Below are 25,463 nucleotides of genomic sequence, written 5' to 3' on the forward strand. Positions count from 1 at the left end.
AGGCATCCTGACGGGTTTACATAGTGGTTTTCAGCGCGCTATCCGCAGCATGGCGTTCCAGCGCCAGTTCGATCAGGCGAGTGATCAAATCGGTATAGCCTAAACCGCTCGCCTGCCACAGCTTCGGATACATACTGATGTTGGTAAAGCCAGGCAGCGTGTTGATCTCATTGATCACAACGTCGTTTTCAGCAGTTAAGAAGACGTCCACGCGCGCCATACCGGCACAGCCCAGAGTCTGGTAGGCCTGAATGGCGATTTCGCGGATCTTATCGTTAATCTCTGGCGCAATTGCTGCCGGAACGACAACTTTGGCACCGTTATCGTCAATGTATTTAGTGTCGTAAGCGTAAAAATCGCTGTTCAGCACGATCTCGCCACAGGTACTGGCCTGCGGATGATCGTTGCCCAGTACCGCACATTCGATCTCGCGGCCTTTGATCCCTTGCTCCACAACGACTTTATGATCGAATTCAAATGCCAGCGCGACGGCCTGATCGTATTGGGCTTCGCTGGTTACTTTACTGACGCCAACGGACGATCCCTGGTTGGCCGGTTTTACAAACAGCGGCAGACCCAGGCGGGATTCCACTTCGGCAAAGCTGATGCTGTTGCGATTCGCGCGAGTGAGTGTAATAAATGGCGCGATGTTTAACCCGGCATCACGCAGCAGACGTTTGGTCACGTCTTTATCCATACAGGCAGCAGAACCCAGCACATCAGAACCGACAAACGGCAGGTTCGCCACGCGCAGCATGCCCTGCAGAGAGCCATCTTCACCCAAAGTACCGTGTACGATTGGGAAAATAACATCGACCGTCGGTAGCGGTTGACCGTTTTGTGCATCGATCAACTGGTGCTCTTGTTTACCGGGTACCTGCGCCAGGCTGGTCTCAGAAGGTCGCAACGCAATATGCGCCGGATCGTTTGAATTGAGCAGATAGTTACTGGCATCGCTGACGTGCCATTGCCCTTGTTTATCAATACCTAACAGCACAACGTCAAAGCGAGTCTTGTCGATGGCATCGACAATATTTTTTGCCGATTGCAATGACACTTCATGTTCCGCTGATTTACCACCAAATACGATTCCTACCCGCAACTTTGCCATCTTAAAAACCCATTCCATGAATGCAAAGCACATACATTACCACGACAAAACGCAGGTTTCCTCGGCTTCTGGCAGATTGTTTTGTCGAATGACAGGGGATTAGAAGGGGACATACACGCAGATCGCGCGGGAAGCACAATCCCCTGTTTATAACATGGGTTTGATGTGAGCTGTATCACAAATATGATGAGCGGGAAGATAAAATCCTAAACTGTGATTTATCGCACCTGTGGATCCTTATTCGGCTAAGTAATTTGTTAAGCTGCTCGCAGTTTTCAGCTACTTATCGTTATGAGTCCTTATGGAATCCTGGAGAGTAAACCTTATTTCCGTTTGGTTCGGATGCTTTTTTACCGGACTGGCGATTAGCCAAATCTTGCCTTTTTTACCACTCTATATCTCCCAACTGGGCGTGACCTCGCATGAAGCGCTATCAATGTGGTCCGGATTAACGTTCAGCGTCACCTTCCTGATTTCAGCCATTGTTTCTCCGATGTGGGGCAGTCTGGCCGACCGCAAAGGACGCAAGCTGATGCTGCTGCGGGCCTCACTGGGGATGGCCATTGCGATTTTGCTACAGGCATTTGCCACTAACGTCTGGCAGCTTTTTCTGCTGCGCGGGGTGATGGGGTTAACCTCCGGCTATATTCCTAATGCGATGGCGCTGGTTGCGTCCCAGGTTCCACGCGAGCGCAGCGGCTGGGCGCTGAGTACGCTCTCTACGGCGCAAATTAGCGGCGTCATTGGCGGACCGCTGATGGGAGGCTTTATCGCCGATCATGTTGGCTTACGAGCGGTATTCTGTATTACCGCCGCCTTGCTGGTGGTGAGTTTTCTGGTCACACTGTTCTTGATCAAAGAGGGCGTTCGCCCGACGATTAAAAAAAGCGAACGTCTGAGTGGGAAGGCCGTGTTTGCCTCGCTTTCGCATCCAGCGTTGGTGATCAGCCTGTTTTTTACCACCATGGTGATTCAACTGTGTAACGGCTCAATTGGGCCTATTCTGGCGCTGTTTATTAAATCAATGGTCCCGGACAGTTCGAATATTGCTTTTCTCAGTGGGCTGATAGCCTCAGTACCGGGCATTTCTGCTCTGATTTCCGCGCCCCGACTTGGTAAATTAGGCGACCGTATTGGTACTGAGCGGATTTTAATGGCGACGTTAATCTTCGCGGTGGTGCTGTTTTTTGCCATGTCGTGGGTTACCACGCCGTTGCAGTTGGGAATTCTACGTTTTCTGCTCGGCTTTGCTGATGGTGCGATGTTGCCGGCGGTGCAGACGCTGTTGGTGAAATACTCCAGCGACCAGATAACCGGACGCATCTTTGGCTATAACCAGTCATTTATGTACCTTGGCAACGTCGCAGGGCCATTGATGGGGGCAACGGTTTCGGCAATGGCGGGGTTCCGTTGGGTGTTCATTGCTACAGCAAGCATTGTGCTTATCAATATCTGGCAACTGGCTATCGCGTTGCGACGTCGGCGCGCGGCTCGTTGAGGTCCTGATTAACAACGCTGCTTGTCAGCGTTGTTAATCCATAATTGTGTATTATATATTTGTGTGATTATTAATTTTCTTACCTTTTTATATTGAATCATTCTGCTTCAGGACTCATTTTCCCTTATTTTGTGTTGTGATTGTTTTCGCAAATCGTTTTATTTCTTATAAAAATACAACTTTCATCCTCTAGGCAGTCGTGAGCCTTAATGATAACGTGACCCATATTTTGTTAAGGGAATAGGCAAATGAAAAACCTCGTCACTGAGTTGTTACTTAAGCTCGCGCAAAAAGAAGAAGAATCGCAAGATCTGGCGGCACAGGTCGAAACGTTAGAGCGGGTAATCATCGAAATGCTGAGCAATATGGCGTGGAACGATCGGCAAATATTTATTCGTCAAATTGAGGGGGCGCTGGCTGGCGGAAACCGCATGCCCGCGTTTCTGACGAACATACATAATGCTGGCGAGTGCGTACCAAAAGCGTTGTGATCCATCTGTGGTGGGGTAGCCACAAATTATCATAAAAGTGTCACATCAAATACTTATAGTCGCTTTGTTTTAATTTTACCGTATTTATACATGGAGAATATAAAGTGAAACAAAGCGCTCTGGCTATTGCCCTGTTACCTTTGCTGTTTACCCCGGTTATTAATGCAGAAACATCTACTGTAGCGGTTATGGATAATCGTGCTGCTCAGGGAGATATCACCACGCCGGGTGGCGCTCGCCGATTGTCTGCCGATCAAACGGCAGCTCTGCGCGAATCCCTGAACGATAAACCGGCCAAAAATATAATTTTACTGATTGGCGATGGGATGGGCGACTCCGAAATAACGGCAGCGCGAAATTATGCTGAAGGCGCGGGCGGCTTTTTTAAAGGTATTGATGCTTTACCGTTGACCGGACAATACACACATTATGCGTTGGATAAGAAAACGGGCAAGCCCGATTATGTGACAGATTCAGCAGCATCTGCGACAGCATGGACAACCGGCGTGAAGACCTATAACGGGGCGCTGGGTGTGGATATTCATGAAAAAGATCACACCACGATTCTGGAAATGGCCAAAGCGGCAGGTCTGGCGACAGGCAACGTTTCCACGGCTGAATTGCAGGATGCCACACCGGCCGCACTGGTTGCCCATGTCACTTCGCGTAAATGCTATGGTCCGAGCGTGACGGCTGAAAAATGCCCGACGAACGCGCTGGAAAAAGGCGGTAAAGGGTCAATTACCGAACAATTATTGAATGCTCGTGCGGATGTTACGTTAGGCGGCGGAGCAAAGACTTTTACTGAAACCGCTACGGCAGGTGAGTGGCAGGGTAAAACGCTGCGAGAACAAGCCCAGGCCCGTGGTTACCAGATGGTGAGTGATGCCGCGACGCTGGCGGCTGTTAGCGAAGCGAATCAGGATAAACCGCTGTTGGGTCTGTTCTCAGACGGTAATATGCCAGTGCGTTGGGAAGGGCCGAAAGCGTCTTATCACGGCAACCTGGATAAGCCGGTAGTGACCTGTACGCCAAATCCAAAACGTAACGACAGCGTGCCAACGCTGGCGCAGATGACGGATAAAGCGATTGAGCTGTTAAGCAAAAATGAGAAAGGTTTCTTCCTGCAAGTAGAAGGCGCGTCGATCGATAAACAAGATCACGCCGCTAACCCGTGTGGACAAATTGGTGAAACGGTCGATCTGGATGAAGCGGTGCAGCGTGCACTTGCCTTTGCGAAGAAAGATGGCAACACCCTGGTTGTGGTAACCGCTGACCACGCGCATGCCAGCCAGATTGTCGCACCGGATACTAAAGCACCCGGTTTAACGCAGGCGCTGAACACTAAAGATGGCGCGGTGATGGTCATCAGCTATGGCAACTCTGAAGAAGAGTCCCAGGAGCACACCGGCAGCCAACTGCGTATTGCAGCCTATGGCCCTCATGCGGCGAATGTGGTTGGCCTGACCGATCAAACCGATCTGTTTTACACTATGAAAGCGGCGTTAGGACTGAAATAAGCTGACACCCGACGGCAATACTTTTGCCGTCGGGTGGTATTTTTATCGTTAGCAGCCAAACTTACCTGTGTGTCGTCGTTCAGAAAAGGATGGTGCTATGAAAATTACATTATTAATGACGTTACTCTTTGGCCTTATTTTTTTAACTACCGTCGGTGCTGCCGAGAAGACGTTAACCCCGCAACAACAGCGTATGACCACCTGCAATCAGCAGGCCACGGCGCAGACCTTAAAAGGGGATGCGCGTAAGACCTACATGAGTGATTGCCTGAAAAACAGTAAATCTGCGCCTGAGGAAAAAAGCCTGACGCCGCAGCAGCAGAAAATGCGTGAATGCAACGTTAAGGCGACGGAACAGTCTCTGAAAGGCGATGATCGTAATAAGTTTATGAGCGCTTGCCTGAAAAAATCTGCTTAGCACTTCCGGGTGAGCAGGTAAAATCGCTCACCCGAAATATCATACTTCCGCCACCAGACCCCTTCCTATAATTTGGGAAATTTGTTTCAGAATATTCCCAAATACGATGAATGATGAAAACTTTTATCAAAAGAAGGTCGTCCCGAATGAAGCATTTATATTGCTTCATCAAAATGACCACCAACGTTCCGGTCTGCGATTTGCCCGACGAATCAGGCTGCCGCGAGCGGTGGGACTGGGGGGAATGTTTTTCCCTATCGCGTCGGTATTAGTTTCTCAGCCAATAACCGGAGGCTGGTGGCTTTTGTTGGTGGGATGGGCGTTTGTCTGGCCGCATCTGGCATGGCAATTGGCAAGTAAAGCTATCGATCCACTGCATAGCGAATATACCAACTTAAAAGCCGATGCCATTCTCGCCGGGATGTGGATGGGGATTATGGGGATAAACTTGCTGCCATCCACGGCGCTGTTGATGATTATCTGTATCAACCTGATGGGCGCAGGGGGTATGCGTGTCTTCATCGCAGGCGCCGTGTTGATGGTGGTTTCCTGCCTGGTGACGTTACAGTTAACGGATATTCCCGTGGCTTTTAGCAGTACGCAACTGAGTGTGCTGCTGTCGCTGCCGGTGTTAGTGGTTTACCCGTTGCTGTTTGCCTGGGTGAGTTACCAGACGCTCATCAGGCTGGCAGAACATAAACGTCGCTTACAGATTATGAGTACGCGAGATGGGATGACCGGGGTTTATAACCGACGTCATTGGGAACTGTTGCTGCGGAATGAATTTGATAATTGCCGCCGCCATCAGCGTGATGCCACGCTCCTTATCATCGATATCGACCATTTTAAGAGTATCAATGATACCTGGGGCCATGACGTCGGGGATCAGGCCATTGTTGCACTGACCCGCCAGTTACAGATGACCTTACGCGGTAGCGATGTGATTGGTCGCTTTGGCGGTGATGAGTTTGCGGTAATCATGTGTGGCACGTCAGCGAGCAGCGCGATTGCAGCGATGTCTCGTGTTCACGAACGGCTTACCCAACTGCGTTTATCCTGCGCGCCGCAGGTTGACCTGCGCATTAGCGTGGGCGTTGCGCCGCTGACGTCTGAAACTGAACACTATCGAGAATGGTTAAAATCAGCAGATATGGCTCTCTACAAAGCAAAGAATTCCGGACGTAACCGCACTGAAGCGGCGGCCTGACGTCCGGCGGTGTTAACTCAGGAGCGGCTGAGTTTTTCCGACTGCTCCATGCACTTAATCATCGCTTCAATCACCGATGAACGGAAACCGCGTTCTTCCAGGACGCGTACCGCCTCAATGGTGGTTCCACCCGGCGAGCACACCATATCCTTCAATTCGCCAGGATGTTTACCCGTTTCCAGAACCATCTTCGCCGAACCCATTACCGCTTGTGCTGCAAATTTATAAGCCTGTGCGCGGGGCATCCCCCCCTGAACGGCGGCATCTGCCATCGCTTCGATAAACATAAATACATAGGCCGGTGCTGAACCGCTGACGCCAACGACCGGATGAATCATTGCCTCCGCAATGACTTCAGCTTCGCCAAAGCAGCGGAAGATATTGAGCACGTCGGCCGTATCTTCCGGCGTGACTAAGGCGTTTGGCGTGACGGAGGTCATTCCGGCGTTCACCAGCGATGGCGTGTTTGGCATCGCGCGAATGATTTTACGGTCATGACCCAGCGCGCGGGCAAGTTGATCGAGAGTGACGCCTGCGGCAATCGAGACGACCAGGGAATCTTTGTTCAGGCTGGAGGTAATTTCACTCAGCACCTTAATCATGATGCCTGGTTTTACGGCCCCAAAAACAATATCAGCGATTTGCGCGACTTCTTGTGCAGACTGCGCCGCATTAATGCCGTACTGGTCGTGTAGCGCGGCGACCTTATCGGGGGAAGGGGTGTAGACCCAGATTTGTCCGGGGAGAACCTGGCCGCTGGCGATCATGCCGCCAAGAATGGCTTTGCCCATATTACCGCAGCCGATAAAACCAATTTTCTTGTCCATCTTGTCACTCCCTATGGATGATATTCATTGTTTTATACCCGTCATACTTCAAGTTGCATGTGCGTTGGCTGCGTTCGCTCACCCGAATCACTTACCAGAGTAAGCTCATCCGGACTCATTCTCTTGCCGCCTGCCTGCAACCCGAATTATTTAGGGTAAATCTGGGAAAGCTAAGCTTAGCGCGGAATGAATATGTTCAGAAGGAGAAACAGCACTTTGCCTGAAAGTAAAAGCACGCGACAATGTGCGACAGCACACCAGTGGGGAGAAGTTATGACAATATGGGTGGATGCCGATGCGTGTCCGAATGTGATTAAAGACATTTTGTACCGCGCCTCTGAGCGCATGCAAATGCCGCTTGTTTTGGTGGCCAACCAAAGCCTGCGCGTCCCGCCTTCGCGTTTCATCAGCACATTACGTGTGCCTGCGGGCTTTGACGTGGCTGATAACGAGATTGTGCGTCAGTGCAGCGCCGGTGATTTAGTGATAACGGCAGATATTCCGCTGGCGGCTGAAGTGATTGAAAAAGGTGCGGCGGCGCTTAACCCGCGCGGCGAACGTTATACCGAAGCGACGATCCGCGAGCGTCTGATGATGCGTGATTTTATGGATACACTGCGTGCCAGCGGTATCCAGACCGGGGGGCCGGACAGCCTTTCGCCCCGCGACAGACAGCATTTTGCGGCTGAACTGGATAAGTGGTGGCTGGAAGTTCAGCGTAGAAAATAGAGTGTGTAATTTATTATTTACACTTTATTCATTGTGAATTCTTGTTATAGTAGGGGTTAACTCATCTTGCCATTCTTTCTGTAATTTTTTCTTTACGGTTTTGGCGATGTACTAGTTTGATGATATGATTATATTTTTAACCGCATCAGATCCCGCTTGTTGGCGGCTCTCTGGGGAAATTCTGTGATGACGCAACCTCTTTTTCTTGTTGGCCCCCGGGGGTGTGGTAAGACGACAACCGGTATGGCGCTGGCAAAGGCTATTGATTTCCAGTTCGTTGATACCGATCGCTGGTTGCAATCGCACGTGCAAATGACCGTGGCGGAAATCGTCGAAAGAGAAGGATGGGAAGGGTTTCGTGCCCAGGAAACGACCGCTCTGCAGGCTGTCACCGCTCCTGCCACGGTTGTTGCGACCGGCGGCGGTATCATTCTTACCGAATTTAATCGTCATTACATGCGCAGCCACGGCGTGGTTATCTATCTAAGCGCACCGGTATCGGTACTGGTTGATCGTCTGGAGGCCACGCCTGAAGAAGGATTGCGACCGACTCTAACCGGCAAACCGTTGACCGAAGAGGTTCAGGAAGTGCTCGCCCAGCGCGATGTTTTGTATCGTGAGGCTGCGCACTATATCGTTGATGCCACCAATCCACCTTCGCAGGTAGTGGAAGACATTCTTGGGATACTGGCGCAGGCAGCGCCACGGTTGCAGGGCGGTGTCTATACTTAATGTTCATCCAGTGAAAAGGAAGAACTATGCCGACACAACCACCTTATCCACGTCAAGCGACCATTGTTACGGTTGAAAAAGGGACGCCAGGTCAGACGGTAACCTGGTATCAACTTCGTGCCGATCACCCTAAACCGAATTCGTTGATCAGTGAGCATCCTTCAGCTCAGGAAGCGATGGATGCTAAAAAACGCTACGAAGACCCCGATAAAACCTGATATGAAGACCGCTCTGGCACGAGTCTTAAAAGTGCCAGTCCGGGCGCGCATCACATTTTTTTAAATTTCGCCGTATACAGTAAAAATTGAAAATTAAACAATAACAATCCAGTACTGGAATGATCTGGAATCTTTACACAATACACCGCCGATCTACTGCTACGCTTTTGAGCATTTGTAGCACAGGTCAGCGCCCGGCACTTATCCGGGATTTCACAGCAAAGTAAGAAGACGGTGGAGCAACAAATGAGTACGTCGTTGGCTATCCTCACGATTGGCGTTGTGCCGATGTGTGAGATGTTACCGCTCCTGACGGAATATATTGATGAACAGCACATTACTCACCACAGTCTGCTGGGGCAGATGCAGCGAGAAGATGTGATGGCCGAGTACGGGGCTTCACCCGGTGACGAGCTGTTATTAACGCTGCTTAGCGACCACCAACTTGCTCATGTCTCACGTCAGAAAGTGGAACGCTCGCTGCAAAGCATTGTGGAGGTTCTCGATAATCAGGGATTTGATGTGATCCTGCTGATGAGTACCGCCTCAATTACCCGTCTGACCGCCCGCAATAGTATCTTGTTGGAACCTATACGCATTATTCCCCCGTTAGTGGCTTCGATTGTCGAAGGGCATCAGGTTGGGGTCATTGTTCCTGTTGCTGAATTGCTCAAAGCCCAGACACAAAAGTGGCAGGTGTTACAAACTCCGCCAGTGTACGCCGTGGCGAATCCAGTAGAAGGTTCTGAACAACAGCTGATTGATGCCGGGAAATATCTCCTTGAGCAAGGTGCTGATGTTCTTATGCTGGACTGCCTGGGGTTTCATCAACGTCATCGTGATTTACTGCAAAAGTCGCTGGATGTCCCGGTTCTGCTGTCCAATGTGTTGATTGCCCGACTGGCTTCGGAATTGCTGGCGTAATTTTGCGTGACAGGTGGAACGTCAGCCCCCTATATTGGTTCCTAACTTAATCACGAGATAGGGCCAGTTGTATGCTTCAAAGTAATGAATACTTTTCCGGCAAAGTAAAATCGATCGGTTTTACCAGCAGCAGTACTGGCCGCGCCAGTGTAGGCGTGATGGCTGAAGGTGAATATACCTTTGGTACTGCGGCGCCTGAAGAGATGACGGTAGTTAGTGGCGCACTGAACGTGCTGCTGCCAGGGGAAACCGAGTGGAAAGTGTATGCCGCAGGAGACGTGTTTAACGTACCGGGCAACAGCGAGTTTCATCTGCAGGTAGCAGAGCCAACATCCTATCTTTGCCGTTACCTGTAAGCGTAAAAATGACGAATGGCGATATTGAGTCGCCATTCGCTATACACGGCTTAACGTTGCGCTTCGCCGCCTAATCCTTCCACCAGACTTTTAATCAGCGCCGCCAGTTCACCTGTCATCAGGATGAAATCGGCATCAAAACGCTGAGCATAATCTTCGCGGTCGATATCTTCGTTTTGATCGCGCAGCTCGTCGCTGAACTTCAGGCGCTTAATGGAGCCGTCGTCACACATAACGAACTGAATGCGCTGCTGCCAGTCGAGGGCCAGCTTAGTGACCAGTTTGCCCGCTTCGATATGCACGGCGATTTCGTCGCAGACCAGATCCTGTTTTTTCGCGCGGATCACACCGCCGTCTTCAAGGATCGCTTTCAGTTCAGCTTCATCCAGCAGTTGGAAGCCCTGCGCCGTGGTGCCGGAGCGAACCCATTCAGTCAGCGTCAGCTCAATAGGGTTTTCCATCGTCAGCGGAACGACCGGCAGCGAACCGAGACTCTTACGCAGCAGCGCCAGCGTATCTTCGGCTTTTTTCGCGCTCGCACAATCAACCATGATCAGATCGTTGACGGTATCGATCCACATCATTGTCTGGCTGAAGCGGCTAAAGGCGCGCGGCAGCAATGAGTGCAGAACTTCATCTTTCAGCGAGTCTTTTTCGGTCTTCTTAAGTTTGCGACCTTGCTCAGCTTCCAGTTTGAATATTTTGGCTTCCAGCGCCTGTTTGATAACCGGCGACGGCAGAATTTTTTCTTCTTTGCGGGCGCAGATAATAATTTGGCCATTGGCGGTATGCGTTAATGCATCGCTGTGCGATCCCATCGGCGGAACCCAGCCCATTTTTGCCATATCCTGGCTACCGCAAGGGGTGAACGTCATTGATGCCAGCTGTTTTTCCATCTCTTCGGCTCGCAAAGAAACATCGCGGCTAAGACGGTAAACCATTAAATTTTTGAACCACAGCATGATAATTTCCACGGCCTTGTCGTTAAATCCAGCGGGCATGATAGCGAATTGTCGCTATGCTTGCATTGTTAATCGGGAAGAGGAGCAAACAGTGCGTATAGGTATCGATTTGGGCGGTACGAAAACGGAAGTTATTGCGCTTGGCGATGCGGGCGAACAGCTTTTTCGCCATCGCCTGCCCACGCCGCGTGATGATTATCGGCAAACGATAGAAACCATTGCCACGCTGGTGGAGATGGCGGAAAACGCCACCGGTCAGACGGGAACCGTGGGAATGGGCATTCCAGGTTCAATCTCGCCCTACACCGGGGTGGTGAAGAATGCCAACTCGACCTGGCTTAACGGACAACCTTTTGACAAAGACCTGAGTTCGCGTCTGAATCGTGAAGTGCGGTTGGCAAATGATGCCAACTGTCTGGCGGTTTCAGAAGCGGTGGATGGTGCGGCGGCCGGGGCGCAAACCGTGTTTGCGGTGATTATCGGCACTGGATGTGGCGCAGGCGTGGCACTGAATGGTCGGGCGCACACGGGCGGTAACGGTACCGCGGGCGAGTGGGGGCATAATCCGCTGCCATGGATGGACGAAGATGAGCTGCGTTTCCGACAGGAAGTCCCCTGTTATTGCGGTAAACAAGGCTGCATTGAAACCTTCATTTCCGGGACCGGCTTTGCCACCGACTACCAGCGTCTGAGCGGTAAGCAGCTCAAAGGCAATGAAATTATCAGCCTTGTTACTGCGCAGGATGCTCTTGCGGAGCAGGCGTTGAGCCGCTATGAGCGTCGTCTGGCGAAATCACTGGCACATGTGGTGAATATTCTCGATCCGGACGTCATTGTGCTGGGGGGCGGAATGAGCAATGTCGATCGACTGTATCAAAACGTTCCGACGTTGATTAAGCAGTTTGTCTTTGGCGGCGAATGCGAAACGCCTCTACGCAAGGCGCTACACGGGGATTCCAGCGGTGTACGCGGTGCGGCCTGGCTGTGGCCGCAGGAGTAAGGTTCGCGTAGCCGGGTAGCGCAGATGCTATCCGGCAGCGTGTGTCATCTGGGGTACTGCGCGCTTCAGGCGACCGTACAGCAACAGTGACGACATCGCAGAAAACGACAGCAGTGCCGCCGGCAGCGTCACGTAGTTGTAGGCAAAGCCCAGTGTCAGCATCATGCCACCGCTGTAGGCGCCAATCGCGCTGCCGAGGTTAAAGGCAATTTGCCCGCCAGCCGCACCCAGCAGCTCCCCTCCTTTAGCATTTTGCAGCAGCAAAATTTGCAGCGGTGCCGACAGGGCAAACAGGCCCGCGCAGCAAATAAAGGCGAAGGTCAGCGACGCGGCTTTGATCCCGCCAAAGGCAAAGAGCAACAGCAGAGCCAGCACAATCACGAAGTCGGTTATCACCGCAATGCGCAGCGGCGTATAGCGACCAGACAGCCGACCGCTCAGCAGATTTCCCAACACCATTCCTAATCCTACCAGCATCATGATGAAGGTCATCAGCGCTTCGGAAAAGCCGGAGGTGAACATCATGTATGGTTTGACATAGCTGAACCAGGCGAAAACCCCGGCGTTACCAAACATGGTGGCGGAGAAAATGAGCCACGGGGCGGGGCTTTTCAAAAAGTGAAATTGTTCGCGCAGGTTTCCTTTTGCTTCATCGCTGATGTTGGGCACCCAAAAAGCGACCGAGACCATCACGGCGATATTAAAGACGGCAATCAGCAGGAACGTATAGCGCCAGCTAAATTCCTGACTCAGCCAGGTGCCGACGGGAATGCCAACCAGATTGGCAACGGTCATCCCCGAAATCATGCCCGCGACAGCGGCGGTGACTTTTCCCGGGCGGGCGAGCTTCGACAGGATAATTGCGCCAACGCCAAAAAATGCGCCGTGCGGGAAGCCTGAAACCAGCCTGCCTACCGCCAGCATAAAATACGAGGAGGAGAGGGTGAAAATGGCGTTGCCAATCACACACAGCGTGACCAGAAACAGCAGGATATGCTTGAGCGAAAAGCGGCTGGAAAAGAGTGCAATAATGGGCGCGCCAAGCACCACGCCAAAGGCGTAAAACGAAATCATATGGCCAGCGGCAGGAATGGAGATTCCCACGTCCCGCGCCAATTCGGTGAGTACACCCATGATGCCAAACTCGGCCATGCCCAGCCCAAACGTCCCCAGGGCTAAAGAGAAAATGACTTTTTTCATACCACCTGTCATACACAGCAACAACAGCTAAGTAGGGCTAATGCTATCATATTTGTGAAGTCTGAACGAACGATTGCAATTATTCTTGAAAGCAATTATTTGCATGTTAGATGCCGATAACATACGGACTCGGAATTGTAGTCTTTTCAATATATAAAATACACTAAAATAATGTTTTATTGATGGGCGGTTTCTGGTTGGGAATGGGTTGTTGTATTCATAACGAATATGAATCGATAGTGATTTATTTTTTATATATAAAACGCATAGCTATAAATTATTTAAATATTGTTTTTCTTTGTGTGATTAATTTATTTTAACTTACTGTTTTATAATGGTATTGTTTTTTGTCTTTGTGCTATTGATGAAATAAAAATCATATTATATTATATATGCCGACCACAATATCCATTGGGTTAGAACGCATAAGATTCTATCTTTCGGACCTCTTCTGAGGACTGTTTGGGATTTTTATATGCAAAAGTCTTTGGCGGGAATTTCAGAGGCAGCATTCGAAAGATAATAAAATTTATTATAGGGAAATTTCATATGAAAAAGAAAGTACTCCTTTCTGCCTCTTTGTTGCTTGTTGCAGCTATCAATGTTGCGCATGCGGCAGACTTAACTGATGACCAGGGCACCGTCACTTTTACTGGTACCATTATTAACCCGCCTTGCCAGGTTGATACAGACAGCGAAGATGTTCAGGTACCTTTTACCCCGCTGGGGACGAACGCCTTTGCTGGTATTGGCGAAGAAGCGTCTCAGGTTCAGCCGTTTGCAATTAAACTGACTAAGTGCCCGGAAAATACTGTGGTAAACCTGACCTTTGCAGGTGATACCGCAACGGAAAATACGCAGCTGAAAGCGCTTACTGGCGGCGTTGATACCGGTGTTGGCATTGTGGTTTATGGCGCTGATGCCAGCAATGATAAAGTCGTTTTTAACGACGAAGCGAACTCTGCTTTTGCTCAAACGACCGGGGCAAGCGAAGAAAATGACCTGACGTTTAACTTCACATCAAAAGTTGTGGCAACCGTTGATCCGGCGAGTATCAAAGGCGGCGAGTTTGCCGCAACCACAACCTATACCATTTACTATCCATAAGGGACGTAGAGTGGGTGTGACGTAAGTTCAGACAGGATATGCCATAGGATAATCAGGGTATGTCCTGTAATTCTTTTCGAGATTTAGCCATAAGGGATGAATGATGAATCTCAACATTTCTGGTTTGCTGTTTTCAGCAATATTCATTCTTTTTCAAAACACTGCTTCGGCGGGGGTGCAAATTAGTAATACGCGTATTATTTATCCTGGAGATGTGGATGAAGTTCAGGCAACAGTAAAAAATACGGGTAATGGAAATCAGCTTGTTCAGGCATGGGTTGATAACTTCGATAAGAATGATAAAAGTAAGCCTCCTCTTATTATTACTCCTCCGTTATTTAAACTTATTGGCGGACAGACGAATATCCTACATTTTATCTCAGTCGATAAAAATGGCATCCTGAAAAAAGATCGTGAACAAATTTTTTGGGCTAATATCAAGTCTATCGAAGCGACGCCTAAAGTGTTAGTACAACAAAGTAAGCTACAATTGGCTACCCGCAGCCGTATTAAGCTGATATGGCGACCAAAAGGATTAAATAAAAACGACGCGCAAGAAGCATACAAAAGTCTGATATTTTCTGTTTCAGGTGGACGTTTGGCTGTGGATAACCCGACGGCATACTATATTTCTTTGCATAATATGACCGTTGACGGCAAAGAGGTAAAGCCGCCGAAAGATACGCTTTCTGCTGTGTCTATGATGATTTCACCCTATTCAAAAATGATCTATTCCCTTCCTGGTGGGAACGCTAAGTCTGTTCGGTGGAGCGCAATTGACGACTACGGTAATGCCACTTCCGAACAGGAAAAGTCACTTTAAATTTGGCGGATAAGGATATCCACAATATGCGGCCTATCAATAATAATCATGAAATTCTCTCATTGAAATTATCAGCTATTGCCACCGCGTTGATGTTGTGTAGTCCGTTTTGTATCGCTGAATCACAAGTTGCTGATGATGAGTTTAATATTGATGCGCTACGTTTTGATTCCCCAATAGACAGCGCAGAGGCGATCCGTACTTTTTTAGACGATAATGCACTTGCACCAGGCGTCTACCTCAGTTCTGTTTATTTTAATAATCATTTTGTTGAAAAAAAGAATGTGACGTATGTGCTTAATGAAGCCCATACCGCACTCATTCCCGTGTTAAAAAAATCAGAACTGGCCGCCTATGGCGTCAATGTCAGCAAAATGCCATTGATGAAAACGATGTCTGATGACGCCACGGTTGATGATATCGGACGTTACATTGAAGAGGCTTCCTGGACTTTCTCCACTCAGCAACAACGGCTGGATATTCGTGTTCCGCAAGTTGCTGTTAATCAGGAAGTGCAGGGGTATATCGACCCTGATAATTGGGATGATGGGATACCTGCTGCACTGTTGGGTTATTACTATAGCGGCTCTAAAACACACTACAGCTCTCAGGGCTCGTCGACACAAAATTACCTGAGTTTAAACAGTGGACTGAATGTAGGGCCGTGGCGCATACGAAACAATGGAAATTACCAAAGCGGAGATGGTTGGGAAAACATTTCGACGTATATTCAGCGGGATATAAAGCGCCTGCGTAGCCAACTGACGCTCGGCGATAGCTCTACTGCGGGAGATATTTTTGACAGCCTTCCGATTCGTGGTATTCGTCTGCAAACAGATACCGCTATGCTGCCCTATAGCCAACAAGGGTTTGCGCCGGTGATCCGGGGGATTGCGAAAAGCGATGCTAAGGTGACCATTAAGCAAAATGGCTACACCCTCTATCAAACCTATGTCAGCGCAGGGGCGTTTGAAATTACGGATGTACCGCAGGTATCTTCCGGCAGTGATTTCGATATAACAATCACGGAGGCTGATGGGAGCGAGCGTAGCTTCGTTCAGACGTCGTCTTCTTTACCTATCATGCAGCGACAGGGGGCATTGCAATATAGCGTTGCCGCCGGGCATTACCAAAATAATGATACATCAGAGGATCCTAATCTGGTCGAAGCGCAACTTATCTATGGGTTGCCTTATGGTTTTACCGTGTATAGCGGCGTGTTGGGCAGTGATTTTTATCGTTCCGCGGCATTAGGTTTTGGTATCGATCTTCATGATTTTGGCGCGTTTTCGTTTGATGCCACAACGGCCAGAAGCGAAGTGGCTGATAACGTCTGGCAGGGGATGTCTTATCGTGCCCAGTATGCGAAGAATATCGATACGACCAACACCAATCTTACGCTTGCGAGTTATCGTTACTCTACCCGTAATTTTTATACGTTTACGGAAACGTTAAATAACCGAACTAACGATATTGATGACGACAGTTTTTATGCTTATCGCAATACCAATAACCGTCGTAGCCGCTTTCAGGTAAATATCAGCCAGAGCTTGAATGAGCTAGGTTCTTTCTATATCTCCGGTTATCAGCAAGATTACTGGGGACTGGCGGGATATGAGCGCACGGTATCTGTCGGTTATAACCAGAACTGGGAACGGATCCGATTTATGCTCAACTATTCGTTGACGCAAACGCCAACCTCACATCGAGATGAGCAGGTTTCATTTACTGTCAGTATTCCCTTAGATAAATGGTTACCCAGTGCCTGGGCGAATTATACTTATACAGATAACCGTCATCGTAGTCAGCAACATCTGATTGGGATCAGTGGTACTGCATTGCAGGATGATAACCTCAATTATAATCTCCAGCAGTCCTGGGGGAATAATGGAATGGGGGAGAATGGAAGTATGAATGCCACCTGGCAAGGCTCATTTGGCTCTGTTTCTGGTGGGTACAATTATGACAACAACAGCCGGCAAGTGAATTATAAGTTACAAGGTGGGATTATCGGCCATGCTGGCGGGTTTACTTTAGCACAGTCGCTACCTGAAACGGTGACCTTAGTCGATGCCGACGATGGGCCTGATATTAAAGTAGAAAACAGTACCGGCGTATATACTGATTCCTATGGCTACGCTGTTATTCCATATGCCTCACCCTATCGAACGAATAACATTATATTGAATACGGCAAGTAACCCGCAGGTTGATATTGAGGAGCCCGTCAAACAGGTGATTCCTTCGCGTGGTGCGGTCACACTGGCAACATTTTCTGCACGCACCGGTATACGTGTTTTGTTAACGCTACAACATAATGGAAATAACGTTCCTTTCGGCGCGCTTGCGGCATTGGCAGGGGAAAACGAAAAAAATTATGCCAGTATCGTGGGTGATAATGGACAGGTTTATTTAACCGGTGTATCGGCAGGCGATCGCGTTATGGTGAAGTGGGGTGAGAAAGCGACACAGCAGTGTACCGCGCAGATTGCTATTCCTGCCGATGAACTTACCAACAAAGCCGTTGCTATATTAGCGGCAGAGTGTAAATAAAGGTGAAAAGTGATAATGATATCCTTCATTAGGTATGTGATTGTATTTTTTGTACTAAACTGGTCAGTGGTAAGTTATGCTTCATGTTATTATAAAAATGATACGACAGCCGCAACCTATACGGTCACCGTTCCGACTATTAACGCTCAGCGCGATGTCCCTACAGGAACTGTCCTATGGGATAGCGGTTATCTTAGTGCTCCAAATCAATCGGATATATTTTGTAATGGGGTGCACCCAATCTATCGCGGATATGATGACTCATCATTGACGCTGGTAAATGGTGTTGAAGAATATGTTTATCAGACGAATAACCCAGGCATTGGGATTAAAATTTGGTGGTTGTCTGTTGATAGTGGCAAAAGCTACTCACCAAGTGATGCCCGTATTTTTTATTCTCCGGCAAAGGCCGAGGGTAATAAAACATGTAAGGGGTGTGAATACACAAATGTATCGGCAATGTTTGAGGTGCGATTAATCTCAACCGGGCAACCTATTACAGATACTCCCTTGCAATTATCACGATTTAGTGCTTCCCGAATATATGAATCCGCCGCCCAACTTCATATTAACTTTACCGATGCAGATGTGGTAGTTAACAGTGCCAGTTGTGTGCTTAATAGTAAGAATATTTCTGTTAATTTGGGTCGTTACTTTAAAACTGTCAGTCTGAATAACCCGGGTGATACTGGTGATGCGGTTGATTTTAAAATTGATTTGACGTGCGATCAGGATACCAATGTCAATGTATTATTTTCTGGTACAACGGCAGCAGGCGATAGCACTATTCTGACATTAAATGATCTTGATTCTCCGACGTCTGCGCAAGGTGTCGGTGTGCAAATTTTATATAACGATCGGTTAGTGAATTTTGGCGAGCTCCTGTCCACGATAAAAAATGGTGCAGAAGGGAGCATCGCTCTGCCGTTTAAAGCTCACGTCATACGTTTAAATGAGAACTTGCGGGCCGGCGAAATCAACGCCACGGCGACCTTTGATATGATTTACCGCTAGCGGTTATTTTTTAAGCGTAAGAATAATATGCAGGGAATGATATTGCCGATCTTGTCGGCAATATCAATACGTCGAAAAATCAGCGTCATTCCACTCTGAAAGTGTTGTCGAGTTTGCTGTAGCCCAGCCCGTTGATTTTTTTCACTTTGATTTGCACCGGAATGCGTTCTTTCATTGCTTCGACGTGGCTGATCACGCCAATGGTTTTACCGCTAGCGTTGAGTGCATCCAGTGCGTCCAGCGCGGTATCCAGCGTTTCGCTGTCCAGCGTACCGAAGCCTTCGTCGAGGAACAGGGAGTCAATTCGCGTTTTGTGGCTGACCAGATCGGACAATGCCAGCGCCAGCGCCAGACTCACCAGGAAGCTCTCGCCGCCGGAGAGCGTACGCGTGTCACGCACCGCATCGGCTTGCCAGGTATCGACCACTTCCAGCTCCAGCGCTTCGCTAGCTTTGCGCTGCAACAAATAGCGACCGTGCAGACGGGTTAACTGGTTGTTGGCAAGCCAGACCAGGTTATCCAGCGTCAGCCCCTGGGCAAATTTGCGGAACTTATCTCCCTCTTTCGAGCCGATCAGCGCATTCAGATAGCCCCAGTCTTCGACCTGCTGCGCGACTTTTTCAATCTCCAGCATCAGCGCCTGCTGCTGCTGGCGGTTTTCAGTATCCTGCCTGAGCTGCTGGCGAATTTCTCCCTGACGAGTGGTGTTATCCCGCAGCAGTTGGGTGAGCTGTGCCAGCGTGTCGCGAAGATGTTGTGCCGTGAGCGTGAGATCCACCCCGGTTGGTTGCTGCTGTTGATGAGTCACCAGCGCCTGCTGGGCCTGATTAAGCAGCGTTTGTGCCTGTTGTTGCTGGTTTTCCAGCGATTGTTTCAACAGCTCAAGACGGTTGAAGGTCTCTTCATCCAGCAAGGCGGCGATAAAGGCGTCACGATTGTCAAAGATGCTGGCCTGCAATGCGGCATCAAACTGCGCCTGAATGTCTGCGGCGCGCTGAACGTCCTGTGCTTCCTGCTGCTGCAAGGTTTGCCACTGTCCCTGTAAAGAGAGGCAATCGTCGTGCACCTGCCGCCAGTTTTCCAGCGACAGATCCTCAATGATTTCAGAAAGAGCCTCTGATTCTGGCAGCGTTTCCAGCAGCGGCGCAAGCTGGGCAATCCGGGCCTGTATCTCGGTCAGTTCATTCTGGCGCTGTTGCCACATTTGCGCTTCGTTCGCCCGTTCGCTTAACCATGGGGAGACTTCGTCCTCGGGCGGAAGGGCCAGACCATGACGGTCCAGCTCTGAGGTTAACGTCGCCTGGCGCTGGTCAATATGCTGTTGGAGTTGAGTAATCTGTTCGGTATGCGCGGCGATTTGCGCCTGCAGGGTATGACGCAAGCTTAACTGGTGAAGCTGTTGTTCGTACTCTTCCTGAGCGGCCAGCCACGGGGCAATGTCATCCTGCGGTTGTAGCGATACGTTGAGGCTGGCGGTAACGGTCAACCACTCTTGAGTAAGTGCTTGCTCCTCCTGAGAAAGACTCTGTGCTTCATGTTCATCGCGCTGAAGTTGCTGCGTTATCGCCTCAAGCTGCCCGCGCAGGGTTGAACCCTCATCGGCCAGCGTTTTGACCTCTTTTTCCAGCGCTTCACGTCGTGCCTGATTTACGCTCAGCTCAAGCGTCTGGTAACGCGCGATAGCCGGATGTGTAATAGAGCCACAAAGCGGACAAGGTTTGCCGGATTCCAGTAATGCCCGATGGCTTTCCAGATCTTTGATGCGGGCTTCCTGCTCGCAAATGAGTCTCACATCGGCAAGTTGCTGATTTTTATATTTATAGCGCTGACGTTTCTCGGCAAGTACCGCGTTGCGCTGGGTCAGCTCTTGCTGGCGCTGCACCAGTGAAGCGCGTAGCTGTGCCAGCTGCTTTTGCTTCGGGGCGATTTGCCCGTGCAGATTACTGAGGCGCTGGCGTAGTGGACGAAGCTGCACATGTTGCGCCAGCGCTTCTGTCACTTCCTGCGGCGAAAGGGTCAACGTGGGAAGCAGCAGGGCATCGAGCTTACGTGTGTCGTTCTCCCGCAGCTGTTGCCACTGGCGTAGCTGGGCGCTGGCGTCGGACTGTTGCGCCAGCAGCGCTTTCCATCCTGCCAGTTCGCTACTCCATAAGCGGAAGCGGTCATGTTCGTTCAGCCAGTCGGTTAACGTCTGTTGTTCGGCGAGTATCGCGGTCGATTGCGTGTGCGCCTGCTGACGGATACGCCCGCGCAGCGCTAAGCTGCTTTGTAAGTGAGTATTCACTTCCTGAATCTTCTGGCGCGTACGCTCGATAGTAGCCGTTTGTTCCTGGATTCGCTCCCAGTGAGGGCGCAATGCTCTGGCCGGCTGCGCCAGGCTCAGCGCTGCCAGCTGCGGCTGCGCGTCTTCTTGCGCCTGAAGTGCTGCCTCTAATGCCTGCTGGTGGCGGTTTATGTCCGTCTGAAGCTCATTTTGCCGAATAAGCCAGTTGAGGTGCTGTTGCTGGGTTTGTTGGCTGGTAAGGTATTGTTTTTCTTCGTCAGTAAGTACCTGCAAACTTTCCGTCAGGGACTGCACCTGCTCTGGTGCTAACAGCGCCACGCCACTGGCCTGGGCCTGCAGTTTTTCCAGCTCCGTACGCGCCGACTTGTGCTTTTCAAACACCATGGCGGAGATTTGGCCGTAGATCTCAGTACCAGTTAACTCCTCCAGAAGCTCGGCGCGCTCTTTCGGTTTGGCATTAAGAAAGGCGGCAAACTGGCCCTGAGACAGTAGCATCGAACGGGTAAAACGCCCGTAATCCAGCCCGGTAAGCTCGGCTGTCATCTCCAGCTTGTCTTTGACTTTATCGGCGAGGATTTTACCGTCAGCGCAGCGGGCTAGCTCTACGCGCGGGACCTGCAGGTTGCCCTCGGGCTGATTGCGCGCCCGGTTCTGGCTCCAGAATGCGCGGTAGGCTTCGCCGCGCACCTCAAACTCAACTTCGGCCAGACACTCCGCGGTATCGCGAGTCATCAGGTCGTTTTGCGACTGTGACACGGTATTCAGGCGCGGTGTTTCGTGGTACAGGGCGAGGCAAATCGCGTCCAGCAGGGTGGTTTTCCCCGCGCCCGTTGGCCCGGTAATGGCGAACAACCCGTTGCTGGCAAAAGGTTCTGCTGTGAAATCGACTTTCCATTCTCCCTTCAGGGAGTTGAGGTTCTTCAGGCGCAGGCTGAGAATTTTCATGCTTCACTCTCCCCGGCAAGCGTGTGTAAGGTTGCGCTAAACAGCTGATTCAACCGCTCACGCTGAGGCTCCTCGAGCTCTTCCAGCGCCAGGCGGCGGTCAAAAACTTCCGTTACGCTTAGCTCGCTTAACGTTTCGCGTCGTTCATTGGCCATAATACGTTCACGTTGTTCCCGACTGCGGCGCACCAATAACACCTCGACCGGTAAATCTTCGGTTAAGGCCTGGATCTTACGTTGCATGTCATGCAGATAGTCGTCGGTGGTGATTTCAATATCCAGCCATATCGGCGGCTCTTGTGGCACGTTACGCCACTGTTCAAGCTGGGCGGTAATGGCGGCTAAATCGCCTTTCAGTACCGCAAGCGGCTGGGTGACCGGTACGGTGAGATTTTCAACGGCGCTGAGTTTCCCCGCTTCAAAGCTCACCAGATGTACACATTTGTTTTTGCCGCACTCGTCAAAACTGAGGGCAATCGGTGAACCGCAGTAGCGAATATGGTCCGTCCCGCCGATAACCTGCGCCCGGTGAATATGCCCCAGTGCGATGTAGTCCGCGGGTGGAAAGTTTTGCGCCGGAAAGGCGTCCAGCGTACCGATATAAATGTCACGTACGGCGTCACTTTTACTGGCGCCAACGGTGGTCAAATGGCCGGTCGCAATGATGGGCAGGTTTCGATCGCCACGCAGCGTGCAGGCGTCCTGATACTGCTGCTGGTAATAGTCGGTGATCGCCCCCAGCAGATGCTGCTGTTTTTCTTGTCCGGTTAGCCCGGCCTGGCTGGTAATGATGTCACGTGGTCGTAAGAAAGGAACCGGACACAGGATCGCTCCCGGCGTGCCATCACGTTGCGGCAGCACCTGCGGCGCATGGCCGGCGCTGGCAACGACCGTGGTGTTGAGAAACGCCAGAATATCGCGGGACTCATTGAGCGTGGCGACGGAGTCGTGGTTGCCTGCCAGCACGACCAGATGACAGCCAGTTTGCTGCAGATTGACGACAAAACGGTTATACAGCTCACGGGCGTAGCTTGGCGGTGAGCCGGTATCGAAAATATCGCCCGCCACAATAATGGCATCCACCTGCTGGGATTGTGCCGTTTCCAGCAGCCAGTCGAGAAAGGCCTGATGTTCAGCGGCGCGGCTCTTGCTGTAGAAATTTTGGCCCAGATGCCAGTCAGACGTGTGAAGGATGCGCATAAGAGTTCCATGACGATAAAACAGTGGCGGGGATTATAACCTTTCAGAGACGGTAATATCTTGTCTCCGGGCTGTCATAATTCGTCTGGCTGCGTTAAACCTGGACTATCTTTTCATAAATCTGTCATAAAACTGACGCATAATGGCACCGTATTGATGGCAAACGATTTAATTATAAACAGGGCAAATCATGGCGAGACGTATTCTGGTCGTAGAAGATGAAGCTCCAATTCGTGAAATGGTCTGCTTCGTGCTCGAGCAAAACGGTTTTCAACCCGTAGAAGCCGAAGACTATGACAGTGCTGTGAACCAACTCAATGAACCCTGGCCGGATCTTGTCCTGCTTGACTGGATGCTTCCCGGCGGCTCGGGTCTACAGTTTATTAAGCATCTCAAGCGCGAAGCCATGACGCGGGACATCCCCGTGATGATGCTGACGGCGAGAGGAGAAGAGGAAGATCGCGTCCGGGGTCTGGAAACCGGTGCGGATGATTATATTACCAAGCCGTTTTCTCCCAAGGAGCTGGTGGCGCGTATTAAAGCTGTGCTGCGTCGAATTTCCCCCATGGCGGTGGAAGAGGTTATTGAGATGCAGGGGCTGAGTCTTGATCCCACTTCGCATCGCGTAATGACCGGCGAAGAACCGCTGGATATGGGGCCGACCGAATTCAAACTGTTGCACTTCTTTATGACTCACCCCGAGCGTGTATACAGTCGTGAACAACTCCTCAATCATGTCTGGGGAACCAATGTCTACGTAGAAGACCGGACAGTGGATGTGCATATCCGCCGCTTACGTAAAGCGCTGGAGCACAGCGGACACGATCGAATGGTGCAGACAGTTCGCGGGACGGGATATCGTTTTTCGACCCGCTTTTGACTGACAAGAATCAGGGCCTGATGGATTAGGCCGTTTATGGAGTAAGACGTTTGCTAGAACGATTGTCATGGAAAAGGTTGGTACTGGAGCTGATCCTGTGCTGCATACCGGCATTTATCCTTAGCGCTTTTTTCGGTTACCTGCCCTGGTTTTTACTGGCGTCGGTAACGGGCCTGCTTATCTGGCATTTCTGGAATTTATTACGTTTGTCCTGGTGGTTATGGGTCGACAGAAGCATGACGCCGCCGCCGGGGCGAGGCAGTTGGGAGCCGTTGTTATATGGGCTGCATCAAATGCAGCTTCGCAACAAAAAGCGCCGTCGAGAACTGGGTAACCTGATTAAACGTTTTCGCAGCGGGGCGGAATCCCTACCCGACGCGGTGGTGTTGACCACCGAAGAAGGCGGTATCTTCTGGTGTAACGGACTGGCTCAGCAGGTTCTGGGACTGCGTTGGCCGGACGATAGCGGGCAAAATATTCTTAACCTGCTGCGCTACCCGGAATTCACACAATATCTGAAAACGCGCGATTTTAGCCGGCCAATCAATCTGGTGCTCAATACCGGACGGCATCTGGAAATTCGCGTGATGCCCTATACCGATAAGCAATTGTTGATGGTGGCGCGCGACGTTACCCAGATGCACCAACTGGAAGGTTCACGGCGTAACTTTTTCGCCAACGCCAGCCATGAGTTGCGCACACCGCTGACGGTGCTGCAAGGCTACCTGGAAATGATGCAGGAGCATCCGCTGGAAGGGACAACGCGCGAAAAAGCACTGCATACCATGCGTGAACAAACGTACCGTATGGAAGGCCTGGTGAAACAGCTGCTGACGCTGTCAAAAATTGAAGCTGCGCCGACGTTGCAGCTGAATGAGAAAGTCGATGTACCCATGATGCTGCGCGTGATCGAGCACGAAGCGCAAACCCTGAGCCAGCATAAACATACGTTTACCTTTGATGTCGATAACAGCCTGAATGTGCGAGGCAACGAGGAGCAGTTGCGTAGCGCTATCTCGAATCTCGTGTACAACGCGGTTAACCACACACCAGCAGGAACGCACATTACCGTACGCTGGCATCATGTGGCGTCGGGGGCGGAGTTTTGCGTGGAAGACAACGGTCCGGGCATTGCCCCCGAGCATATTCCACGTTTGACCGAACGTTTTTATCGTGTGGATAAGGCGAGATCGCGACAAACGGGTGGTAGCGGGCTGGGGCTGGCTATCGTGAAACATGCGCTGCATCACCACGACAGCCGTTTGAACATCGAAAGCGAACCAGGCAAAGGGGCGCGATTTAGTTTCATGATCCCGGAACGTTTCATTGCCAAAAGTAACGGCTAAGACGTATTCGTAAGATAATCTTTCCAAAAGCCAGCACAAGCTGGTTTTTTTTATGTGGTCAATAGATGCCTCCTGAATTTTACGACGTTTGATTGTTTTTTGTTCGAATTATTACCCATA

The 25,463-nt window shown here is 50.5% G+C and carries 23 protein-coding genes; 17 read left to right on the forward strand and 6 right to left on the reverse strand.

The features are described from left to right. Positions 1-16: 16 nt before the first annotated feature. Positions 17-1,111: a D-alanine--D-alanine ligase gene (gene ddlA, locus OGX97_RS15650; protein ID WP_100272916.1), complete on the reverse strand. Its 1,095-nt coding sequence runs from the start codon at positions 1,109-1,111 to the stop codon at positions 17-19. Between the two features lie 301 nt (positions 1,112-1,412). Here ddlA and OGX97_RS15655 point away from each other — a divergent pair, with 301 nt between their 5' ends. From OGX97_RS15655 to adrA, 5 genes are all read left to right on the forward strand, one after another. Further along, on the forward strand, positions 1,413-2,609 hold the full coding sequence (locus tag OGX97_RS15655) for a multidrug efflux MFS transporter (RefSeq protein WP_100272851.1): 1,197 nt from the start codon (positions 1,413-1,415) through the stop codon (positions 2,607-2,609). A 248-nt stretch (positions 2,610-2,857) separates the two neighbouring features. Further along, entirely contained in the window at positions 2,858-3,100 is a 243-nt protein-coding gene (locus tag OGX97_RS15660) for a sigma-S stabilization anti-adapter protein IraP (RefSeq protein WP_057068908.1), read from the forward strand. A 104-nt stretch (positions 3,101-3,204) separates the two neighbouring features. Continuing rightward, positions 3,205-4,620 (forward strand): alkaline phosphatase, encoded by a 1,416-nt coding sequence (gene phoA / locus OGX97_RS15665; RefSeq protein WP_008783904.1) that lies wholly within the window; start codon positions 3,205-3,207, stop codon positions 4,618-4,620. Positions 4,621-4,717: 97 nt separating this feature from the next. Further along, a complete protein-coding gene (psiF, locus tag OGX97_RS15670; protein WP_003830956.1) occupies positions 4,718-5,038 on the forward strand; it encodes a phosphate starvation-inducible protein PsiF in 321 nt (106 codons plus the stop codon). Positions 5,039-5,129: 91 nt separating this feature from the next. Next, positions 5,130-6,245: a diguanylate cyclase AdrA gene (gene adrA / locus OGX97_RS15675; RefSeq protein WP_167820347.1), complete on the forward strand. Its 1,116-nt coding sequence runs from the start codon at positions 5,130-5,132 to the stop codon at positions 6,243-6,245. A gap of 17 nt (positions 6,246-6,262) precedes the next feature. On the opposite strand, the gene proC is transcribed toward adrA, so the two are convergent. Further along, complete coding sequence (proC, locus tag OGX97_RS15680; RefSeq protein ID WP_003021462.1) at positions 6,263-7,072, reverse strand: pyrroline-5-carboxylate reductase; 810 nt, start codon at positions 7,070-7,072, stop codon at positions 6,263-6,265. A gap of 273 nt (positions 7,073-7,345) precedes the next feature. On the opposite strand from proC, the gene OGX97_RS15685 reads away from it, so the two are divergent. The 5 genes from OGX97_RS15685 (at position 7,346) to ppnP (ending at position 10,031) form a co-directional block, all read left to right on the forward strand. Next, the gene (locus tag OGX97_RS15685; protein ID WP_008783909.1) at positions 7,346-7,801 is read left to right on the forward strand and encodes a YaiI/YqxD family protein; all 456 of its coding nucleotides are present in this window, start codon (positions 7,346-7,348) and stop codon (positions 7,799-7,801) included. A gap of 186 nt (positions 7,802-7,987) precedes the next feature. After that, entirely contained in the window at positions 7,988-8,533 is a 546-nt protein-coding gene (gene aroL / locus OGX97_RS15690; protein WP_008783910.1) for a shikimate kinase AroL, read from the forward strand. Positions 8,534-8,559: 26 nt separating this feature from the next. Beyond that, a complete protein-coding gene (gene yaiA / locus OGX97_RS15695; protein WP_003021472.1) occupies positions 8,560-8,751 on the forward strand; it encodes a protein YaiA in 192 nt (63 codons plus the stop codon). Positions 8,752-8,997: 246 nt separating this feature from the next. After that, on the forward strand, positions 8,998-9,675 hold the full coding sequence (locus tag OGX97_RS15700; RefSeq protein WP_003830963.1) for an AroM family protein: 678 nt from the start codon (positions 8,998-9,000) through the stop codon (positions 9,673-9,675). Positions 9,676-9,746: 71 nt separating this feature from the next. Beyond that, positions 9,747-10,031 (forward strand): pyrimidine/purine nucleoside phosphorylase, encoded by a 285-nt coding sequence (ppnP, locus tag OGX97_RS15705; protein ID WP_003021477.1) that lies wholly within the window; start codon positions 9,747-9,749, stop codon positions 10,029-10,031. A gap of 50 nt (positions 10,032-10,081) precedes the next feature. Here ppnP and rdgC read toward each other — a convergent pair whose 3' ends face one another. Beyond that, a complete protein-coding gene (rdgC, locus tag OGX97_RS15710; RefSeq protein WP_003021479.1) occupies positions 10,082-10,993 on the reverse strand; it encodes a recombination-associated protein RdgC in 912 nt (303 codons plus the stop codon). Positions 10,994-11,084: 91 nt separating this feature from the next. On the opposite strand from rdgC, the gene mak reads away from it, so the two are divergent. Next, on the forward strand, positions 11,085-11,993 hold the full coding sequence (gene mak, locus OGX97_RS15715; RefSeq protein WP_100272848.1) for a fructokinase: 909 nt from the start codon (positions 11,085-11,087) through the stop codon (positions 11,991-11,993). A gap of 27 nt (positions 11,994-12,020) precedes the next feature. Here mak and araJ read toward each other — a convergent pair whose 3' ends face one another. Continuing rightward, positions 12,021-13,193 (reverse strand): MFS transporter AraJ, encoded by a 1,173-nt coding sequence (gene araJ, locus OGX97_RS15720; RefSeq protein ID WP_235125018.1) that lies wholly within the window; start codon positions 13,191-13,193, stop codon positions 12,021-12,023. A gap of 549 nt (positions 13,194-13,742) precedes the next feature. Here araJ and OGX97_RS15725 point away from each other — a divergent pair. The 4 genes from OGX97_RS15725 (at position 13,743) to OGX97_RS15740 (ending at position 18,689) form a co-directional block, all read left to right on the forward strand. Beyond that, a complete protein-coding gene (locus OGX97_RS15725; RefSeq protein ID WP_057067587.1) occupies positions 13,743-14,300 on the forward strand; it encodes a fimbrial protein in 558 nt (185 codons plus the stop codon). 100 nt (positions 14,301-14,400) lie between these two features. Next, the gene (locus tag OGX97_RS15730; protein WP_231504625.1) at positions 14,401-15,123 is read left to right on the forward strand and encodes a fimbrial biogenesis chaperone; all 723 of its coding nucleotides are present in this window, start codon (positions 14,401-14,403) and stop codon (positions 15,121-15,123) included. A gap of 26 nt (positions 15,124-15,149) precedes the next feature. Then, positions 15,150-17,675, forward strand: a complete 2,526-nt coding sequence (locus OGX97_RS15735) for a fimbria/pilus outer membrane usher protein (RefSeq protein WP_279850382.1) — start codon at positions 15,150-15,152, stop codon at positions 17,673-17,675. Positions 17,676-17,690: 15 nt separating this feature from the next. After that, positions 17,691-18,689, forward strand: a complete 999-nt coding sequence (locus OGX97_RS15740) for a fimbrial protein (RefSeq protein ID WP_235125007.1) — start codon at positions 17,691-17,693, stop codon at positions 18,687-18,689. A gap of 85 nt (positions 18,690-18,774) precedes the next feature. Here the strand turns inward: OGX97_RS15740 and sbcC are convergent, their stop codons facing one another. Both sbcC and sbcD read right to left on the reverse strand, forming a co-directional pair. After that, positions 18,775-21,918 carry an exonuclease subunit SbcC gene (sbcC, locus tag OGX97_RS15745; protein ID WP_286592599.1) on the reverse strand — a complete coding sequence of 1,048 codons (3,144 nt, stop codon included), beginning with the start codon at positions 21,916-21,918 and terminating at the stop codon, positions 18,775-18,777. Then, a complete protein-coding gene (gene sbcD, locus OGX97_RS15750; RefSeq protein WP_191226337.1) occupies positions 21,915-23,117 on the reverse strand; it encodes an exonuclease subunit SbcD in 1,203 nt (400 codons plus the stop codon). Before sbcD ends, sbcC begins: the two co-directional genes overlap by 4 nt. Before the next feature lie 190 nt (positions 23,118-23,307). On the opposite strand from sbcD, the gene phoB reads away from it, so the two are divergent. Both phoB and phoR read left to right on the forward strand, forming a co-directional pair. After that, entirely contained in the window at positions 23,308-23,997 is a 690-nt protein-coding gene (phoB, locus tag OGX97_RS15755) for a phosphate response regulator transcription factor PhoB (protein ID WP_003830970.1), read from the forward strand. A 50-nt stretch (positions 23,998-24,047) separates the two neighbouring features. Beyond that, a complete protein-coding gene (phoR, locus tag OGX97_RS15760) occupies positions 24,048-25,343 on the forward strand; it encodes a phosphate regulon sensor histidine kinase PhoR (RefSeq protein WP_048235981.1) in 1,296 nt (431 codons plus the stop codon). Positions 25,344-25,463 lie beyond the last annotated feature (120 nt).

The organism is Citrobacter sp. Cpo061, from assembly GCF_030332845.1.
Taxonomy (GTDB): domain Bacteria; phylum Pseudomonadota; class Gammaproteobacteria; order Enterobacterales; family Enterobacteriaceae; genus Citrobacter; species Citrobacter portucalensis.

Coding starts and splice junctions, on each gene's coding strand:
- sbcC (WP_286592599.1), bottom strand. CDS start 21,918: ATGAAAATTCTCAGCCTGCGCCTGAAGAACCTCAACTCCCTGAAGGGA.
- OGX97_RS15660 (WP_057068908.1), top strand. CDS start 2,858: ATGAAAAACCTCGTCACTGAGTTGTTACTTAAGCTCGCGCAAAAAGAA.
- araJ (WP_235125018.1), bottom strand. CDS start 13,193: ATGAAAAAAGTCATTTTCTCTTTAGCCCTGGGGACGTTTGGGCTGGGC.
- OGX97_RS15685 (WP_008783909.1), top strand. CDS start 7,346: ATGACAATATGGGTGGATGCCGATGCGTGTCCGAATGTGATTAAAGAC.
- psiF (WP_003830956.1), top strand. CDS start 4,718: ATGAAAATTACATTATTAATGACGTTACTCTTTGGCCTTATTTTTTTA.
- OGX97_RS15725 (WP_057067587.1), top strand. CDS start 13,743: ATGAAAAAGAAAGTACTCCTTTCTGCCTCTTTGTTGCTTGTTGCAGCT.
- rdgC (WP_003021479.1), bottom strand. CDS start 10,993: ATGCTGTGGTTCAAAAATTTAATGGTTTACCGTCTTAGCCGCGATGTT.
- sbcD (WP_191226337.1), bottom strand. CDS start 23,117: ATGCGCATCCTTCACACGTCTGACTGGCATCTGGGCCAAAATTTCTAC.
- aroL (WP_008783910.1), top strand. CDS start 7,988: ATGACGCAACCTCTTTTTCTTGTTGGCCCCCGGGGGTGTGGTAAGACG.
- yaiA (WP_003021472.1), top strand. CDS start 8,560: ATGCCGACACAACCACCTTATCCACGTCAAGCGACCATTGTTACGGTT.
- phoB (WP_003830970.1), top strand. CDS start 23,308: ATGGCGAGACGTATTCTGGTCGTAGAAGATGAAGCTCCAATTCGTGAA.
- OGX97_RS15735 (WP_279850382.1), top strand. CDS start 15,150: ATGCGGCCTATCAATAATAATCATGAAATTCTCTCATTGAAATTATCA.
- OGX97_RS15740 (WP_235125007.1), top strand. CDS start 17,691: ATGATATCCTTCATTAGGTATGTGATTGTATTTTTTGTACTAAACTGG.
- ppnP (WP_003021477.1), top strand. CDS start 9,747: ATGCTTCAAAGTAATGAATACTTTTCCGGCAAAGTAAAATCGATCGGT.
- OGX97_RS15700 (WP_003830963.1), top strand. CDS start 8,998: ATGAGTACGTCGTTGGCTATCCTCACGATTGGCGTTGTGCCGATGTGT.
- OGX97_RS15730 (WP_231504625.1), top strand. CDS start 14,401: ATGATGAATCTCAACATTTCTGGTTTGCTGTTTTCAGCAATATTCATT.
- ddlA (WP_100272916.1), bottom strand. CDS start 1,111: ATGGCAAAGTTGCGGGTAGGAATCGTATTTGGTGGTAAATCAGCGGAA.
- proC (WP_003021462.1), bottom strand. CDS start 7,072: ATGGACAAGAAAATTGGTTTTATCGGCTGCGGTAATATGGGCAAAGCC.
- OGX97_RS15655 (WP_100272851.1), top strand. CDS start 1,413: ATGGAATCCTGGAGAGTAAACCTTATTTCCGTTTGGTTCGGATGCTTT.